Source organism: Streptomyces sp. NPDC096048, from assembly GCF_044763415.1.
Lineage (GTDB): Bacteria > Actinomycetota > Actinomycetes > Streptomycetales > Streptomycetaceae > Streptomyces.
Genome location: NZ_JBIWGG010000002.1, coordinates 394,226 through 407,680 on the forward strand (window position 1 = coordinate 394,226; position 13,455 = coordinate 407,680).

Consider the following 13,455-nt stretch of genomic DNA (forward strand, 5'->3'; position numbering starts at 1 on the left):
CCGACATGGCCCTGATCAACCCGCCCATCTGGCTTCAGGCCGGTAGCTACCCGGCCCGCAGTGACCGGCTGGCGATCGCCGCGCTCATGTCCTACCCGGGGTTCCAGGTCGACGAGGCGACCCCGCTGCGGATCCGGCAGGGCATCAAGCCCTCGTACCAGAACGCGCAGCTCAAGGTGCGTGCGGCGCCCACCCCGAACATGAGCGTCATCGTGTCTGGCGGGTTCGCGTTCATCGACCAGCACGACACCGGAGGCACCGGTACCTACATCGTCTGCAACGACGCCGACGTGATCCGGACGGTGCAGCCCTCCGGCGGCGCCGGCCAGTACCGCAAGGACACGGTCGTCGTGTCGGTGTACGACCAGGAGTACGCCGGGGACATCTCGGAGGCGCGGATCGAAGTGATCCAGGGCCCGTACGCTGCGACGTCGGGAGCGACGGTGCGCGGAACGCTGCCGCCGAACGCGCAGATCCTCGCGGACATCACGGTCGGCCCGTCGCAGGCCAGCATCGGGAACAACCACATCTCGGACGTGCGGAACTACACCGTAGGCCTCGGCGGGATCGTGCCGGTGACCAGCAACATTCAGCCCCCGCGGCCGCACCCGGGGCAGGTGTTCTACCAGTCCGACGGCGACCGGTTCGTGTACGGCGACGGTTCGGGCAACGTTCAGCCGGTGCTCGGCGAGTGGCTCCCGTACACGCCGTCACTGGCGAACATCAACATCGGCAATGGCACGGTGCGGGCGAAGTATCGCCATGCCGGGGATCACGTGGACCTGCAAGTTCTCCTCGAATTTGCGTCGGGTACGAGCCTGACGGGCGTGCCGCAGTTCTCCCTTCCCGTGTCGCCGCTTAACGACCTGATGCGGTGGACCGGTGACGCGATGATCAATCCGCCGGGCACGTTCCGGGTGGGCCAGTGCTGGCTGTACCACGACTCGACGTTCCTCACGGTCGGCGCCGTCAACCCCGCCAACGGAGGTCTGGGCACCTTCTCCTCGGCTGGCATCACCATGGGTATCGGCGGATGGATCACCGCCAACATCAGCTACGCGACGGCGGCCTGAGATGACCATCAACCTGATGGCCTTCGAGACGATGGCCGCCGAGCAGCAGCAGCCGACGCACACGTACACGTACCTGTTCTGCGACCTGCGGACAGACGTCCTTCTCGCCGAACTGCCCCTCGCCAACGTCACGTACAGCTTCGAGCTGAACGGCATTGGCACCCTGCGCGGCACCATCCCGTACAACGACGAAACGCTCCAGCTGGACCCGGAGATCGCGAGCATGCCCGCCCGCACCGCCGTGTACGTCGACCGGGACGGCGTCCTCATCTGGGGTGGCATCGTCTGGACCCGCGAACAGGTATCGGGCGGGAAGGCCATCCAAGCCGCCGAGTTCCTCTCCTACTTCCAGCGCCGCTACATCAAGAAGACCCTGTCCAGCGACCTGTCCCAGATCAGCGACACCCGGTACGTCAACGAGGGTGGGCAACGAATCTGGCAGGACCAGAAGTATCTGATCTGGTCGCTGCTCTGGTACGCGCAGGCCGAGTCCGGCGGCTCGATCAATGTCGACATCAACCCGCTGACCGGGACCGCGCACGGCGTCAACCGATACGGCACCACCTACTTCGGCTACGAACGGCCCGAGATCTACAAAGCCATCTCCGAACTGAGCGCCGCTGACGATGGGTTCGACTTCGGCATTGAAGTCGGGTGGACGTCCTCGGCGAACAACCAGGCGCCCCGCCGCTACCGGCGCGCGCAGGCCTGGTACCCACGGCGCGGACGCACTGCCGACGAGAGCGGCCTCGTCTTCTCCAAGGGCGGTGTGGCCGGGTCGATCCTCTCTTACGACTGGCCAGAGGACGGCGCGTCGATGGTCACCGAGATGACGGGGCTCGGCGAGGGCGAGGGCGCAGCACGGATCGTGAAAACGGCCCGGTCGCAGGCCCTCATCGATGCGGGTTGGCCGCTCCTTGAGGGCGTCGCCAAGTACGACAACGTGGTGGACGCGGCACAGGTGCAGGGCATGACGAACGCGGATCTCCAGACACGGTCACAGTCGATGGTTCAGCCCACGTTCGAGGTGGCGGCCGACGCCGATCCCGCGTTCGGCAGCTACAGCGTGGGCGACGAGGCGCTGTTCGTCATCGACCCGGAGCCGCAGTCTCCGCTCGGCCGGCAAGGCGTGCTTCGCATCGTGTCGATGGAGAACACAGCGGTGAACGGGCCCGAGCGCGTCAAGCTCACGTGCGTGGGGGTGTGACGGATGCCCAAGGTGCAGAAGCCTGTCGATTTCCTCCAGCGGCTCGCCGAGCTGGAGGAGAAGGTGGCGCGGCTGGAACGGTCCACGCGGGAGCGGGACGAGGTGCCGTTCTACCCGACGTCGTTCCCGGTCTTGGCGTACGAGGACAACGAGGCTTGGACCACCCTATGGGAGACGATCCTCACCCCTCGCACGGCGTCGCTGGCCCTCGGCCTGATCTTCGTTGGCGACCAGGTGGGCGGCGTGAATTCCGGCGGTGAGTGGCGCGTGATGTTCGACGACTCCACGCAGGTCGCCACCGGCAACGTGCCCGCCACGTTCACGTACACGTTCCCGGTGCTGGAACTTTCCCTGGCCACGTACCGGGCGTCGGCGTCGCTGAAAGTCCAGGTGCAGGTGCGCCGCACGTCGGGCGCGACGACCGGCGGGAAGTACGGCGGCGGCGGCTCCATCGGCGCCAGCTTCCGCTACGCCCGACTCCTCTGAAAGGACCACCATGGCCGATCCCATGACCCCGTCCACCTTCCTCAGCGCGCTACGCGCCGAGGGCCTACGCGTTGTCGAAGTCGGCAACTGGCGGGACCACAACCGCAACCACAAGGGTCCGTGGGGCCCGGTCCGTGGCGTGATGATCCATCACACCGTGACCCGGGGGACCGCGAACACGGTGGAGATCTGCCGCAAGGGCTACTCCGGTCTGCCGGGCCCGCTGTGTCACGGCGTCATCGCCAAGGACGGCACGATCTACCTGGTCGGCTACGGCCGCGCCAACCACGCGGGCCTGGGCGACGACGACGTCCTCCGCGCGGTCACCAATGAGACGTCGCTGCCCGCCGACAACGAGGCGAACACGGACGGCAACCGGTACTTCTACGGCTTCGAGTGCGAGAACCTCGGCGACGGCAAAGACCCCTGGCCCGCCGCCCAGCTGGAGGCCATCGAACGCGCCGCGGCCGCCGTGTGCCGGCATCACGGCTGGAACGAGCGCTCCGTGATCGGTCACCTCGAGTGGCAGCCCGGGAAGGTCGACCCCCGCGGCTTCACCATGTCGTCGATGCGCGCCCGGATCGGCGACCGCCTCGACAGCAAGACCCCCAACCAGTCCGAGCAGGAAGAGGACCCCATGGCAGGCATGGACAAGAACGACATCGCGAACGCGGCCTGGTTCAGCGACATCCTTCAGGCCCCGTCGGATGCGCCCGACGTCCAGACCAACCCGAACTGGACCCCCCAGTCATACCTCCGCTCGATCTACAACGCGGTCATCCGCCAAGAGAAGGAACTCGCCGCGCTCCGCGCCGAGGTCGCCGAACTGAAGGAGAGCTGACCCATGTCCGACATCAACCTGCCCGCCGCCGACACCGTGGTGAAGACCGCCAGAACCTACACGGTCGACCTCCTCGAGCGGATCATCTGGACGTTCCTGGGAGCGGCCAGCGCGGTCGCGCTCGCTGCCGGCCCCGCCGACATGCTGTCCGTCTCCTTCTGGGAGAGCGTCGGCGTCGGCGGTATGGCGGCCGTCGTAACCCTGGTCAAGGGCATAGCGGCCCGCCTGATCGGCCCGAAGAACTCCGCTTCGACAGCACCGAGCGTCTGATGTGCGCGGCGGCCCGGCGGCTCCGCCAGCAGCTCGGCCGCCGCGGACAGTTCCTCCTGATTCTCGGCGTCGGCAAGACGTGCTGGGGGCTGTCGTTCCTGGTCACCCCACCAGGCGACGAGGGCCTGGAACTCCTCACCCGCGTTTGTTCGCTACGCCACTGGGCGTGGCTGTGGATCACTGCCGGAATCGTCACTGCCGTATCCGCGTTCCTGCGGGTAGGCCGTGACCGGTGGGGGTTCGTGGCCGCGCTCATTCCCCCCACCGTGTGGGCCATCGCCTACACCGCCGCTGTCGTCAGCGGCACCTACTCACGCGGCGCGTACGTCGCCGTCTGGTACCTCACCTCGCACGTCGGGGTCATCCTGTGGGCCAGCTCAGTGCCGGAACATTCGGTCCCCCACCTGAGACCCGCCCGGAAAGGTAAGGCGCCGTGACCTTTTGGGCAGGCCTCGTTGCCGTCATTGGAACCGTTGGGGCTGTCGTGGCGGGAGCGTTCGCCGCCCGGGCAACGACGCGTGCGGCGGCTGCTACGGCCGAGGCCACCCGCGCCGCTGCTGAGGCGGCCGCCGAACCGGCTCAGCGGCAGGCAGATTTGACGGCATTCCGGGAAATCCGAGACGAGCTGAAGGCGAAGATCGAAAGGCAGGAGCGGAGGATCGACAGCCTCACCTCGTTGGTGCGTGCCTTCTCCTGGTACGTGTCGGAGCTGACCGGGCAGATGCGGCAGCAGCGCATCGAGCCGCCGGCGCCGCCGGATCGGATCGACGAGTACAACCGAACTGGAGTGTGATCAGCGCCCGGTGGGTTCCTGCCCGTAGATGGCCACCCACCGGTCGCCACGCATGACGACGTCCGCAGTCTCCACCGGGCGGCCCGACGCCTGATCGTGGTACGTCCGCTCGATGGCGAGCACCGGCCCGGGCGGCGTCATCGCGAGAGCCTGCGCCTCAGCACGCGTAGCCATGCGGGACTGGACCCGCTCCACCGGCTCCCTCACCTCGACACCGAGGACCCGCATCCGCGCGGCCACACCCACACCCGCGTAGGGGCCGACCTCCGGCAGCGCGACGAGGGACTGCCCGGTGAGCGCGAGCGGCTCCCACGACTCGGCCAACTGCACCGGCCGGTCGTCGGCCAGGTACACGTACGAGGTGTGCATGACCGCGTCACCCGGCGCGATCCCCAGCCGCACGGCCACGGTCTCGGTGGCCTGCTCGGTCGTGGACTCGTGCCGCCACGTCCCCTCGGCGCCCTGCTCGGCCGCGCCCTGCGCGAACGGCGAGTCCTCGGACCGCCGACGGTGCCGACGCACGAGGAGCTCCGGCGTCTCGCTGCTGCGCACGTAGTGGCCGGCGCCGTGCCGGGATACGACGAGGCCGTCATCGACGAGGAGCCGGTAGGCGCGGGTGGCCACGCTGTTGCTGCATCCGTGTTCGGCGGAGATTTCGGCGACGGACGGGAGGCGGGTACCTGGCGGAAGCTCGCCGGACTCGATGCGGGCGCGCAGTGCTTCGGCGACTTGCAGGTACAGGGGCGTCTCGGTGCTCACTGTCCGCCTCCTTTCGGTGTGACTTGCGTGACAGAGTAGTGCCGCGGTCGCTACTCTCGTACGAGAGTCATTCTCTCGCACGAGAGCGGGGATAGTCGTGCCTATCAGCCTGCGAGCAGCAGCGTTAAGGACCGCGCTGGAGCGGGCCCTTGAGGAGCCCGTACATCTGCTTGCCCTGAACGGCCGCACTCGCATACACGCGCCGGCGCCTGCCGCTACCGACTGGCCCGCCTGGCATGCGGCCCTTGCGGTGCTCCGCAGCGCCGACGCATGGGGCAGCAGCAGCGCCACCGGCACCCCCGAGATCTGGGCCGAAGTGGAAGAGGTGTAGCGGATGTCCGAGGAGTGGAGTCCCGAGCAGCTCGTGTTTCGTGCTTGGTCGCGGCATGCCGTTGGCTGCCGGGCGTGCAGGGAGGGCGTCTGCTCGCAGGGTGCCCAGCTCGGCGATGAGTGGCGGATAGCTCGGCGTGGCAACCGGCCGCGCCCGTTGGAGGGGACCCGCGCATGCTGAAGATCTGTACGAACTGCGACGAGCAGATCGGGCCGGACGAGCCGTTCGACACGATCGACCATCCGGGTACGTCGGGCGCGGGTGTCACCTTGTACCGGCACCAGGGGCCATGCAAGAAGGTGCCAACGCAGACGGCGCCGGTGGGCCTCGGTCGCTGATGAGCCCCCGCTGGTGTCACAGGGCGAACGTGGCATCGGCGGGTTCCACGTCACCGGCGCGCACCCCGCCGATCGTGTCGGTGACTCCCGAGCGGCCCACCCTCGCCTCCCCGTCGGGGGCGGGCCGCTCACCCACAGACTCCTGGCAGCCAGCCAGGGGAGGGCTCCTCGCGACGAGGTGTCGGCCTTCCATCCGGAAGAGGGCGGCTGCCCGTGCCGAAGCAACACCAGGGCAGCCGCCCGTCAGTCGACCAGGTCCCGCAGGGGCACGCCGACCGCGTCGGCCAGGAGCAGCAGGTCTTCGAGGTCGGGCACGCGTTGCGCGTACTCCCACCGGTGGATGGTGCGGCGGTCCCTGCCGACGCGTTCGCCGAGCTGCTCCTGCGTGAGGGCTGCGTGGAGGCGTGCGGCGCGGATGCGCTCCCCGATCTGCCGGCGTCGGGTTGGTACCCAGGCGGGCATGGGATCGAGTGGCACCCGATCACGCTCTAGTGATCATCGTCTCTTGTCTGTGCCCAGCGGGGCACATTTAATGATCTTGCGGTGCGGGCACGCTCCGCGTCGCGATGAGCGGGAGCCGCGGTCGGTCCCTCGCGCGAGGTACTCACCCACCCAGATGGTGGAGCCGCGGTCTCCTTGCCGCCCCGGGCCCTACAGTGGGGTTCGGGGCGGCGCCCGTTTGAGGGATCAAGTCCCCGCCAAAGTTGGAAGAATCTCAGACCAAGCGCCTATGCTTAGTCTGGTCTGACGCGACCAGCAAAGACGCAGGTAGGCACATCGCTAAACCTCGCGCACCTTCTAAGCGCTTGGCCGCAGGTTCGAGTCCTGCCGGGGGCGCCACTGCCCGTTTGGCGGGAGGACCGGACGACGTGCGACTGCGCTGCGCGGTGCTCGACGACTTCCAGCAGGTGGCGACCGAGATCCTCGACTGGTCCCCGGTCGCGGACGCCGTGGACGTCGTGTCCTTCGAAACCCATTTCGGCGACGAGGACGCCCTCGCCGAGGCGCTCGCCGACGTGGACATCGTGATCACGCTGCGGGAGCGCGTGGCCTTCCCCGGGTCACTGATCGCCCGGCTGCCCCGGCTGAAACTGATCGTCGCCTCGGGCATGCGCAACAGCGTGATCGACTACGCCGCCGCGGACGCCCACGGCGTCACCGTGTGCGGTACGGCCTCCTCCTCGACCCCGCCCGTCGAACTGACCTGGGCCCTGCTGCTGGGCCTGGCCCGCGGCATCGTCCAGGAGGGCAACGGGCTGCGCGAAGGCGGCCCCTGGCAGCAGACGGTGGGCGCCGACCTGCACGGCCGTCGGCTCGGACTGCTGGGCCTCGGCAAGATCGGCGGCCGGGTGGCGCGGGTCGGCCTCGCCTTCGGCATGCGGGTGAGCGCGTGGAGCCAGAACCTCACCCGGGAGCGCGCCGACGAGGTCGGCGTCGAACTCGCCCCCTCCAAGGAGGAGCTCCTGCGGGCCGCCGACTTCGTCTCCGTCCACCTGGCGCTCGGCGACCGCACCCGCGGCCTGCTCGGCCCCGCCGAACTGGCCCTGCTCAAGCCGACCGCCTACCTGGTCAACACCTCGCGCGCGGCGATCGTCGACCAGGACGCCCTGCTCGCCGCGCTGCACGAGGGCCGGATCGCCGGTGCGGGCGTGGACGTCTTCGACACCGAGCCGCTGCCCGCCGGCCACCCGATGCGCACCGCCCCGCGCCTGCTCGCGACGCCGCACCTGGGCTACGTCTCACGGGCCAACTACGCCACGTACTACGGGCAGGCGGTCGAGGCGATCCAGGCGTACCTCGCGGGCTCACCCGTACGCCGCCTGCCCGCGCCCTGAAGCCGACTCCGGCTCCGGCTCCGGCTCAGACTGCGGCTCCGGCGCCCGCTCCGAAGCCGACTCACGCTTCGACTCCGGCTCCGGCGTCGACCCCCGCTCCGGCCCCGGCGTCGACCGCGCTCCGGCCCCGGCGTCGACTCCAGCTCCGGCTCCGGACGCTCAGGCGATGCCCGCCCGGGCGGACTCCCCCGGGCGCCAGTAGATTCCACCGCTCCGGCGCAGGTGGTCGAGGTCCACCAGATGGCGCCGGAGCGTCACATGGTCGACGTCGCCGTCCTCGCACCACGCCCGGAGCTTCTCGTCGACGGTGCGCTCCGGGTACTCCGCACCGGGCTGGAAGGTCTGCTCGGCGATGTGCCGCAGCACCACCTTCTTGCGTGTCCAGCGCGCGGGGAGGCGGACCAGCCGCCCGTCCTTCACGAAGGTCCGCACGATCATGCCGGCCGCCCGGTCGTCGTCACCCGCCCCGGGGTTCCCGGCGGCCTCCGCCGCCGGTCGGCCCGCGCGGGCCAGGTCCCTGAAGCGGTCGTGGGCGACGACGAGTTCACCGCCGTCCCCGAGCGTCACCACGCCCTGCTCCCGCAGCCGGCGCAGCGCGGCGGCCGTGTCCTTGGCGGACAGGCCGGCCGCATCCGCCACCTGTGCGGCGTCGCCCGCCCCCAGGGCCACGGCCGCGAAGGCCCGCACCCGGCCCTCCTCGGCGAACAGGCCGGGCAGAGCGGACAGCGCGGACAGCGCGGACTGCGCGGACTGCGCGGACTGCGCGGACTGCTCCGGCGTTTCCGTCAACCGGTCGGGTTGGTCGTTAACCATGCCCGGAGGCTAGTGGACACCCCGGCGCGGAGCGGAGCGATTTTCCGCCCCCGTAGCCCCCTCAGCCCCCTCGCCGCCCTTCTGTTCAAAAAGGGTGATCCTCACATTCCTCCCGTGACTCCTTCGCGACCTGCTGCGTTGGACCGGCAGTGCGGTGGCGCGTCCTGCCGCCGTGCTCCCCGAGTCAGAAGGAGAACGTGATGTCTCGCATCGCGAAGGCCGCCGGCGTCGTACTCGGCGCCGGCGCTGTGGTGCTCAGCGGCACCGGCCTGGCCATGGCGGACGCGGACGCCGAAGCCGCGGCCATCGGTTCGCCCGGTGTCCTGTCCGGCAACGTCGTCCAGGTTCCGGTACACGTGCCGATCAACGTGTGCGGCAACACCGTCAACGTGATCGGGCTGCTCAACCCGGCCTTCGGCAACGCCTGCGAAAACGGCGACGACGACAAGAAGGACGAGAGCGACAAGCACGGCGAGGACGGCAAGAACGAGGACGGCGGCTACGGCGGCTGAGTCCCGTAGGCACCAGGAGAGCCCCGGCCTCCCCGGCCGGGGCTCTCCCCATGTCGGCGCCGGCCGCCCGGGTCCGACCGCTCGAATCCGACCGTTCCGGGCCGGGCGCTCAGCCGTACCGGTAGATCCGGCTGTGGTCCTCCAGCTCGTCCGGCGTCACGTCCCACGGCGGCAGCCTCTCGTGCCGTGCGACGATCCGTCCGCGCTGTGCGCTGCCCCGGCCGGGTGGCTCGGCGGGCTGGTAGCGGGCGCCGCGGTGCCGGGCCTGCCAGCGGGACCACTGGAGGTCGACGAAGGCGTGGTGCAGCCAGAACACCGGGTCGTTGACGGACGCGCCGCCGACCATGGCCCCACCGACCCAGCGGTGCACACGGTTGTGGTTGCGCCAGGAGACACTGCCCCGGCCGGTCCCCCACCCCTCCAGCTTGTTCCGGAACCCCTCGCGGACCGTGGAGTCCCAGGGCGCGGTGTCGTACGCCGGGTCGTCGAGCGCCCACTCCAGGTCGCTCTTGGTGGGCAGCGCGATGGGGTCCTGGGCGCGGCCGAGGTCCCGGGTGAGGTACTCGGTGTCGGTGACGTTCTCCTTGAGGGTCCAGTTGCCCTCGGCGTGGGCGAACGGCCCGGTGGTGACCCGGTGGTCGGAGCGCCGCCCGGTGCCGCCGAGCAGGTCGGCGGTCCACGGCGCCGACTTGGTGGTGCGGTCCTTCGTCCAGTCCCAGTACGGCACGGTGACCGACGGGTCGACCCGGCGCAGCGCCTCCTCCAGGTCCAGCAGGAACCTGCGGTGCCAGGGCAGGAAGGACGGCGCCATGTGCGCCGTGCGCAGTCCGTCCTCGCCGTCGGAGACGTAGTACTCGATGTGGGTGCGCACGAACTCGTCGTACTCGCCGCGCCGTTTGATCTCCAGCAACGCCTTGACGAACCGTCGCTTCTCGGTGCGGGTCAGCGTGCTGACGTCCTTACGCGTGTACGCCATGGTGCCCCCCGGAGTGGTCCTGGCCGGCGGCGGCCGGCGTGTCGCGCAGGTGCTCGCCGGGGCCGAGTTCGTCGACGGCACCGCGGGCCGCGGCGAGGGGGGTGGGGTACGACCGGTAGTGGTCGATCATGCTCAGCCAGCTGCCGTCGGCCCGGCGCATCAGGTGCAGCGGGCGGCCGTCCACGGTGACGTGCCAGGTGCCGGCACCGACGGCCCGGCCCGCGGCGGACCGGATGCCGCGGATACGACGGCCCCGGTAGGTCTCGTCGAACGAGGTGCTCTCGCCCGGCTCGACGGCGTGCGGCTCGGGACGCGCGGCCCCCGCCCCTTCCCCGGTGGCGGCGGCCCGGGAGGGCCGGGAGGCCGCGACCAGGGGTGCCAGCGTCACGGCGAGGGCCGGGGCGAGCAGCCCTCGCATCATCTGCCGCCGGGTTCCGGACGCGGGCCCGACTCTCGCCGGGCCCTCCCCCTGGTGACCCCGCTCCTGCTCCGCGTCGTTCGCTGTTCCGCCCGCGTTGACGACCATGGCTCGCTCCTCGTCCGGTTCCGGTGGTCCGCACCGCTAACCGGCCGGCGGGCTCCGCGGTCACCGCTCGCAGGGCCAGTCGGAGCACAGGCCGCACCCGCGCCGCGAGGCGCGACGGCTACAGCCCCGGCCCGACGCCCAGGTCGGCCACGGGAACCGTCCGGACCATCGGGGTCAGCAGCCCCACCTGCGGGAGCTTGGCCGTCGGCAGGCCGAAGGCGCCGGGGTTCGGCGCGGTGAGGGGGGCGTCCAGGGACAGGCCCGGTGCCAGTGTCCGCAGCCCGGCGGCGGGGACGTCGACGGCGGCGTGGTCGAAGTCGTCACCGAGGACGCGCGGCAACGGCTGGCGCAGGTCGGCGCCGGGCAGCCCGCCGTGCACCGGCAACTGCGGCAGCGTCCGCTCCGGCAGCAGCCGGCCCTCGACATACCGCGGGCCCTCGGGCGCGCCGGCCGTCGGCACGGGCAGCTCGCCGGCCACCTCGGGCAGCTCCATGCCGAGGGCGGTCTCCGCACCGTCCAGCGGCACCGGCACGGGGATCGCGCCGGCCGCGGTGGTGGGGGTCGCGGCTACGCCCACGGCGGCCGCCACACCGGTGACGACGGCGGCCAGGGTTCGTCTGGTGGTCGACTTCATTTCAGGCACGGTCCCTTTCGAGAATGCGAGAAGAACGGTGAAAGGCGGGAAGGGAGCTCAGCCGCCCAGCGGGAGGCCGCCGAGCAGGCCGCCCTCGGAGTTCAGGTCGGCGGTTGCGCCTTTCACGGTGTGCAGCACGGACTCCTTGTTCTCGGTGTCGAGCGCGTCCGACTGGTGCTTGAGCGGCATCACGTCGATGGGTTCCGCGGTGAGGGCGTTCACGGCGCCGTTGAGGCTGGTGGGCGTGATGTCGGCGGCGTCGTAGGCGAACGCGGGCGCGGCGGAGCCGGCGGCGACCAGGGACCCGGCGACGACAGCGGCGGCCTTGAGGGACTTCATCGTGTTCCTTTCCTCGGCAACTCGTGTCACCGGACGAAATGCTGACGCCGTGCCTAACGACCTGCACCGGGCACGGAAACCCCGCGTCCGGAAGACATATGAGATCTCCGGAGGGCCGAATGGAGGGGAAAGGGAATGGAGAACGGCGAAGGGCCCTCGCGGCACCCCGTGCGGGATGGCGCGACGGCCCGGAACGCCTCGGTCGTCAGGAGGGGTTGGCCGGCAGCGGGTTCGCCGGCACCGCGGCTTCCGGAGCGGCGGCTTCCGGCGCGGCCGGCAGAGCGGGCAGACCGGCCAGGTCGGCGGCGGGCAGCCCGCTGCCGACCAGGGTGGCGGCGACCACGTTGACGACGCCGGTCACCACGTCCTCGACGGCCGGGCTCACCTGTTCGGCGGTACCGGAGGTGGTGGCCTTGACCAGGGCGTCGATCTGCTTCTGCAGAGCGGCGTACGACTGGGCGGCCAGGTCGGCCGCCGCCGCGTTCTCGTCAGTGCCCTGCGCCACGACGGGCGCCGGCAGCGTGACCGGCGTCTCGGCCTCCGGCGCGGTCACGACCGGCGGCTGGGCCGGGGTGCTCGTGCCGGGGGTGGTGGTACCGGGCGCGGTCGTGCCCGGGGCGGTCGCCGTGTCGTCGGCGTCGGCGTCCGCCGCGTCGGCCTTGGCGAGGGCGTCCTTGACGGCGGCGGCGAGCTTGTCCGCGTCCGTGTCGGAGAGCTGACCGTTGTCGGCCTTGAGGACGGCGTTGAGCAGGTCGGTGACCGGCGTGAGCACGCCGCCCAGGCCGGCCAGGCTGCCGACCTGGCTCTGCAGTTCGGCCACGTCGGGGAGGGGGGCGTGGGACGCCGCGTGGGTGCGTTCCCGGACCGATTCGCCATCGGCCGCCATCACCGCCGGCCCGGAGAGGCCGATCAGGAGGCCGGCGGTGAGAGCGGTGGTGGCGATTCGCCGTGCGGGCAGACGCATGGGGGTTCCTTTCGGTGGTGCGTCGGATCTTGTGCCCACCGTGGAAGCGCTCGTGGCGCTCTGCAACCGAGCGGCACCCGTACGTACTCGGCCGTCTTTCCCCGTCCCGGCGTCCTTCCTGGTGAGACGCCCTGTCAAGGCCTTCCGGCCGTGTCGGCGCCCGCACCCCCCATTCGGGGCAGCACACCGCCGTCCGTGCGGCAACGCGAACCGGCCGCCCGCTCGCGGATGAACCGCGGTACGGACGGCCGGTGCAAGGGTTTCGAGCCGACGATCAGTCGTTCTCGCACTCGTTGCCGAACGCCGGGTTCAGCAGGCCGATGATGTCGACGGTGTTGCCGCAGACGTTGACCGGGATGTGGACCGGAACCTGGACGACATTGCCGGACAGGACACCCGGGGAGTGAGCGGCGGCGGCCTGCGCGCCGGCGTCGGCAGCGGCGACACCGGCGGTGCCCGCCACCGCGGCGGCGGCGACGGAGGTCAGGGCCAGGCCCTTCGCGATACGCGACATGGGGAAGTGCTCCTTGGGGTTGACACAAACATCCGGGCGGGTGCCCGGCGCAGTGTCAACGCGTGGCACGCACGCGAGTTGTGCCGCCAAAGGAGTGATCTCACCGGAGAGCGGCGTTCACGAATCCAACACACTTACCCGGTTTCGCCGTATTAGTACGGATAGCAGCTAGAGTCCCACACCATCCGACGCATCCCGTTTGCACCACTGCGGGACATCGGCCGAGGGCACTTACCGAAAGCTC

General features: G+C 70.6%; 18 protein-coding genes. 9 read left to right on the forward strand and 9 right to left on the reverse strand.

Features of this window, described 5'->3' with window-relative positions:
• The first annotated feature begins 5 nt into the window (after window positions 1–5).
• From ACIQ6R_RS06405 to ACIQ6R_RS06435, 7 genes are read left to right on the forward strand one after another with little or no spacing between them, the layout of a single operon-like run.
• Window positions 6–1,073: a hypothetical protein gene (locus ACIQ6R_RS06405; RefSeq protein WP_404219181.1), complete on the forward strand. Its 1,068-nt coding sequence runs from the start codon at window positions 6–8 to the stop codon at window positions 1,071–1,073.
• Between the two features lies 1 nt (window position 1,074).
• Window positions 1,075–2,280 (forward strand): hypothetical protein, encoded by a 1,206-nt coding sequence (locus ACIQ6R_RS06410; RefSeq protein ID WP_404219183.1) that lies wholly within the window; start codon window positions 1,075–1,077, stop codon window positions 2,278–2,280.
• Between the two features lie 3 nt (window positions 2,281–2,283).
• Window positions 2,284–2,766, forward strand: coding sequence for a hypothetical protein (locus tag ACIQ6R_RS06415; RefSeq protein WP_404219185.1), 483 nt, complete (start codon window positions 2,284–2,286; stop codon window positions 2,764–2,766).
• A gap of 10 nt (window positions 2,767–2,776) precedes the next feature.
• Window positions 2,777–3,607, forward strand: coding sequence for an N-acetylmuramoyl-L-alanine amidase (locus ACIQ6R_RS06420; RefSeq protein ID WP_404219187.1), 831 nt, complete (start codon window positions 2,777–2,779; stop codon window positions 3,605–3,607).
• Window positions 3,608–3,610: 3 nt separating this feature from the next.
• Window positions 3,611–3,877, forward strand: a complete 267-nt coding sequence (locus ACIQ6R_RS06425) for a hypothetical protein (protein WP_404219189.1) — start codon at window positions 3,611–3,613, stop codon at window positions 3,875–3,877.
• Window positions 3,877–4,314, forward strand: coding sequence for a hypothetical protein (locus tag ACIQ6R_RS06430; protein WP_404219191.1), 438 nt, complete (start codon window positions 3,877–3,879; stop codon window positions 4,312–4,314). Before ACIQ6R_RS06425 ends, ACIQ6R_RS06430 begins: the two co-directional genes overlap by 1 nt.
• On the forward strand, window positions 4,311–4,670 hold the full coding sequence (locus ACIQ6R_RS06435) for a hypothetical protein (RefSeq protein WP_404219193.1): 360 nt from the start codon (window positions 4,311–4,313) through the stop codon (window positions 4,668–4,670). Before ACIQ6R_RS06430 ends, ACIQ6R_RS06435 begins: the two co-directional genes overlap by 4 nt.
• Here ACIQ6R_RS06435 and ACIQ6R_RS06440 read toward each other — a convergent pair whose 3' ends face one another.
• Window positions 4,671–5,429 carry a GntR family transcriptional regulator gene (locus ACIQ6R_RS06440; RefSeq protein WP_404219195.1) on the reverse strand — a complete coding sequence of 253 codons (759 nt, stop codon included), beginning with the start codon at window positions 5,427–5,429 and terminating at the stop codon, window positions 4,671–4,673. It abuts the gene before it with no gap.
• A 912-nt stretch (window positions 5,430–6,341) separates the two neighbouring features.
• Entirely contained in the window at window positions 6,342–6,575 is a 234-nt protein-coding gene (locus ACIQ6R_RS06445) for a helix-turn-helix transcriptional regulator (protein ID WP_404219197.1), read from the reverse strand.
• 392 nt (window positions 6,576–6,967) lie between these two features.
• Here ACIQ6R_RS06445 and ACIQ6R_RS06450 point away from each other — a divergent pair, with 392 nt between their 5' ends.
• Window positions 6,968–7,933, forward strand: coding sequence for a D-2-hydroxyacid dehydrogenase family protein (locus ACIQ6R_RS06450; protein ID WP_404219199.1), 966 nt, complete (start codon window positions 6,968–6,970; stop codon window positions 7,931–7,933).
• Between the two features lie 159 nt (window positions 7,934–8,092).
• Here the strand turns inward: ACIQ6R_RS06450 and ACIQ6R_RS06455 are convergent, their stop codons facing one another.
• Window positions 8,093–8,746, reverse strand: coding sequence for a DUF2087 domain-containing protein (locus ACIQ6R_RS06455; protein ID WP_404219201.1), 654 nt, complete (start codon window positions 8,744–8,746; stop codon window positions 8,093–8,095).
• 200 nt (window positions 8,747–8,946) lie between these two features.
• On the opposite strand from ACIQ6R_RS06455, the gene ACIQ6R_RS06460 reads away from it, so the two are divergent.
• Window positions 8,947–9,258, forward strand: coding sequence for a chaplin (locus ACIQ6R_RS06460; RefSeq protein WP_404219203.1), 312 nt, complete (start codon window positions 8,947–8,949; stop codon window positions 9,256–9,258).
• Window positions 9,259–9,367: 109 nt separating this feature from the next.
• Here ACIQ6R_RS06460 and ACIQ6R_RS06465 read toward each other — a convergent pair whose 3' ends face one another.
• From ACIQ6R_RS06465 to chpG, 6 genes are all read right to left on the reverse strand, one after another.
• Window positions 9,368–10,234 carry a tyrosinase family protein gene (locus ACIQ6R_RS06465; protein ID WP_404219205.1) on the reverse strand — a complete coding sequence of 289 codons (867 nt, stop codon included), beginning with the start codon at window positions 10,232–10,234 and terminating at the stop codon, window positions 9,368–9,370.
• Complete coding sequence (locus ACIQ6R_RS06470; RefSeq protein WP_404219207.1) at window positions 10,218–10,760, reverse strand: tyrosinase family oxidase copper chaperone; 543 nt, start codon at window positions 10,758–10,760, stop codon at window positions 10,218–10,220. Before ACIQ6R_RS06470 ends, ACIQ6R_RS06465 begins: the two co-directional genes overlap by 17 nt.
• Window positions 10,761–10,878: 118 nt before the next feature.
• Window positions 10,879–11,394, reverse strand: coding sequence for a hypothetical protein (locus ACIQ6R_RS06475; RefSeq protein WP_404219209.1), 516 nt, complete (start codon window positions 11,392–11,394; stop codon window positions 10,879–10,881).
• A gap of 57 nt (window positions 11,395–11,451) precedes the next feature.
• Window positions 11,452–11,733: a hypothetical protein gene (locus tag ACIQ6R_RS06480; protein ID WP_404177480.1), complete on the reverse strand. Its 282-nt coding sequence runs from the start codon at window positions 11,731–11,733 to the stop codon at window positions 11,452–11,454.
• Between the two features lie 205 nt (window positions 11,734–11,938).
• Window positions 11,939–12,697 (reverse strand): hypothetical protein, encoded by a 759-nt coding sequence (locus ACIQ6R_RS06485; protein ID WP_404177477.1) that lies wholly within the window; start codon window positions 12,695–12,697, stop codon window positions 11,939–11,941.
• Between the two features lie 274 nt (window positions 12,698–12,971).
• Window positions 12,972–13,211 (reverse strand): chaplin ChpG, encoded by a 240-nt coding sequence (chpG, locus tag ACIQ6R_RS06490; protein ID WP_073723170.1) that lies wholly within the window; start codon window positions 13,209–13,211, stop codon window positions 12,972–12,974.
• Window positions 13,212–13,455: the final 244 nt, after the last annotated feature.

What these genes read in the sequence shown, in the direction of transcription:
- ACIQ6R_RS06405 (WP_404219181.1), top strand. Translation starts at nt 6, where the DNA reads ATGGCCCTGATCAACCCGCCCATCTGGCTTCAGGCCGGTAGCTACCCG.
- ACIQ6R_RS06410 (WP_404219183.1), top strand. Translation starts at nt 1,075, where the DNA reads ATGACCATCAACCTGATGGCCTTCGAGACGATGGCCGCCGAGCAGCAG.
- ACIQ6R_RS06415 (WP_404219185.1), top strand. Translation starts at nt 2,284, where the DNA reads ATGCCCAAGGTGCAGAAGCCTGTCGATTTCCTCCAGCGGCTCGCCGAG.
- ACIQ6R_RS06420 (WP_404219187.1), top strand. Translation starts at nt 2,777, where the DNA reads ATGGCCGATCCCATGACCCCGTCCACCTTCCTCAGCGCGCTACGCGCC.
- ACIQ6R_RS06425 (WP_404219189.1), top strand. Translation starts at nt 3,611, where the DNA reads ATGTCCGACATCAACCTGCCCGCCGCCGACACCGTGGTGAAGACCGCC.
- ACIQ6R_RS06430 (WP_404219191.1), top strand. Translation starts at nt 3,877, where the DNA reads ATGTGCGCGGCGGCCCGGCGGCTCCGCCAGCAGCTCGGCCGCCGCGGA.
- ACIQ6R_RS06455 (WP_404219201.1), bottom strand. Translation starts at nt 8,746, where the DNA reads ATGGTTAACGACCAACCCGACCGGTTGACGGAAACGCCGGAGCAGTCC.
- ACIQ6R_RS06460 (WP_404219203.1), top strand. Translation starts at nt 8,947, where the DNA reads ATGTCTCGCATCGCGAAGGCCGCCGGCGTCGTACTCGGCGCCGGCGCT.
- ACIQ6R_RS06465 (WP_404219205.1), bottom strand. Translation starts at nt 10,234, where the DNA reads ATGGCGTACACGCGTAAGGACGTCAGCACGCTGACCCGCACCGAGAAG.
- ACIQ6R_RS06470 (WP_404219207.1), bottom strand. Translation starts at nt 10,760, where the DNA reads ATGGTCGTCAACGCGGGCGGAACAGCGAACGACGCGGAGCAGGAGCGG.
- ACIQ6R_RS06475 (WP_404219209.1), bottom strand. Translation starts at nt 11,394, where the DNA reads ATGAAGTCGACCACCAGACGAACCCTGGCCGCCGTCGTCACCGGTGTG.
- ACIQ6R_RS06480 (WP_404177480.1), bottom strand. Translation starts at nt 11,733, where the DNA reads ATGAAGTCCCTCAAGGCCGCCGCTGTCGTCGCCGGGTCCCTGGTCGCC.
- ACIQ6R_RS06485 (WP_404177477.1), bottom strand. Translation starts at nt 12,697, where the DNA reads ATGCGTCTGCCCGCACGGCGAATCGCCACCACCGCTCTCACCGCCGGC.
- chpG (WP_073723170.1), bottom strand. Translation starts at nt 13,211, where the DNA reads ATGTCGCGTATCGCGAAGGGCCTGGCCCTGACCTCCGTCGCCGCCGCC.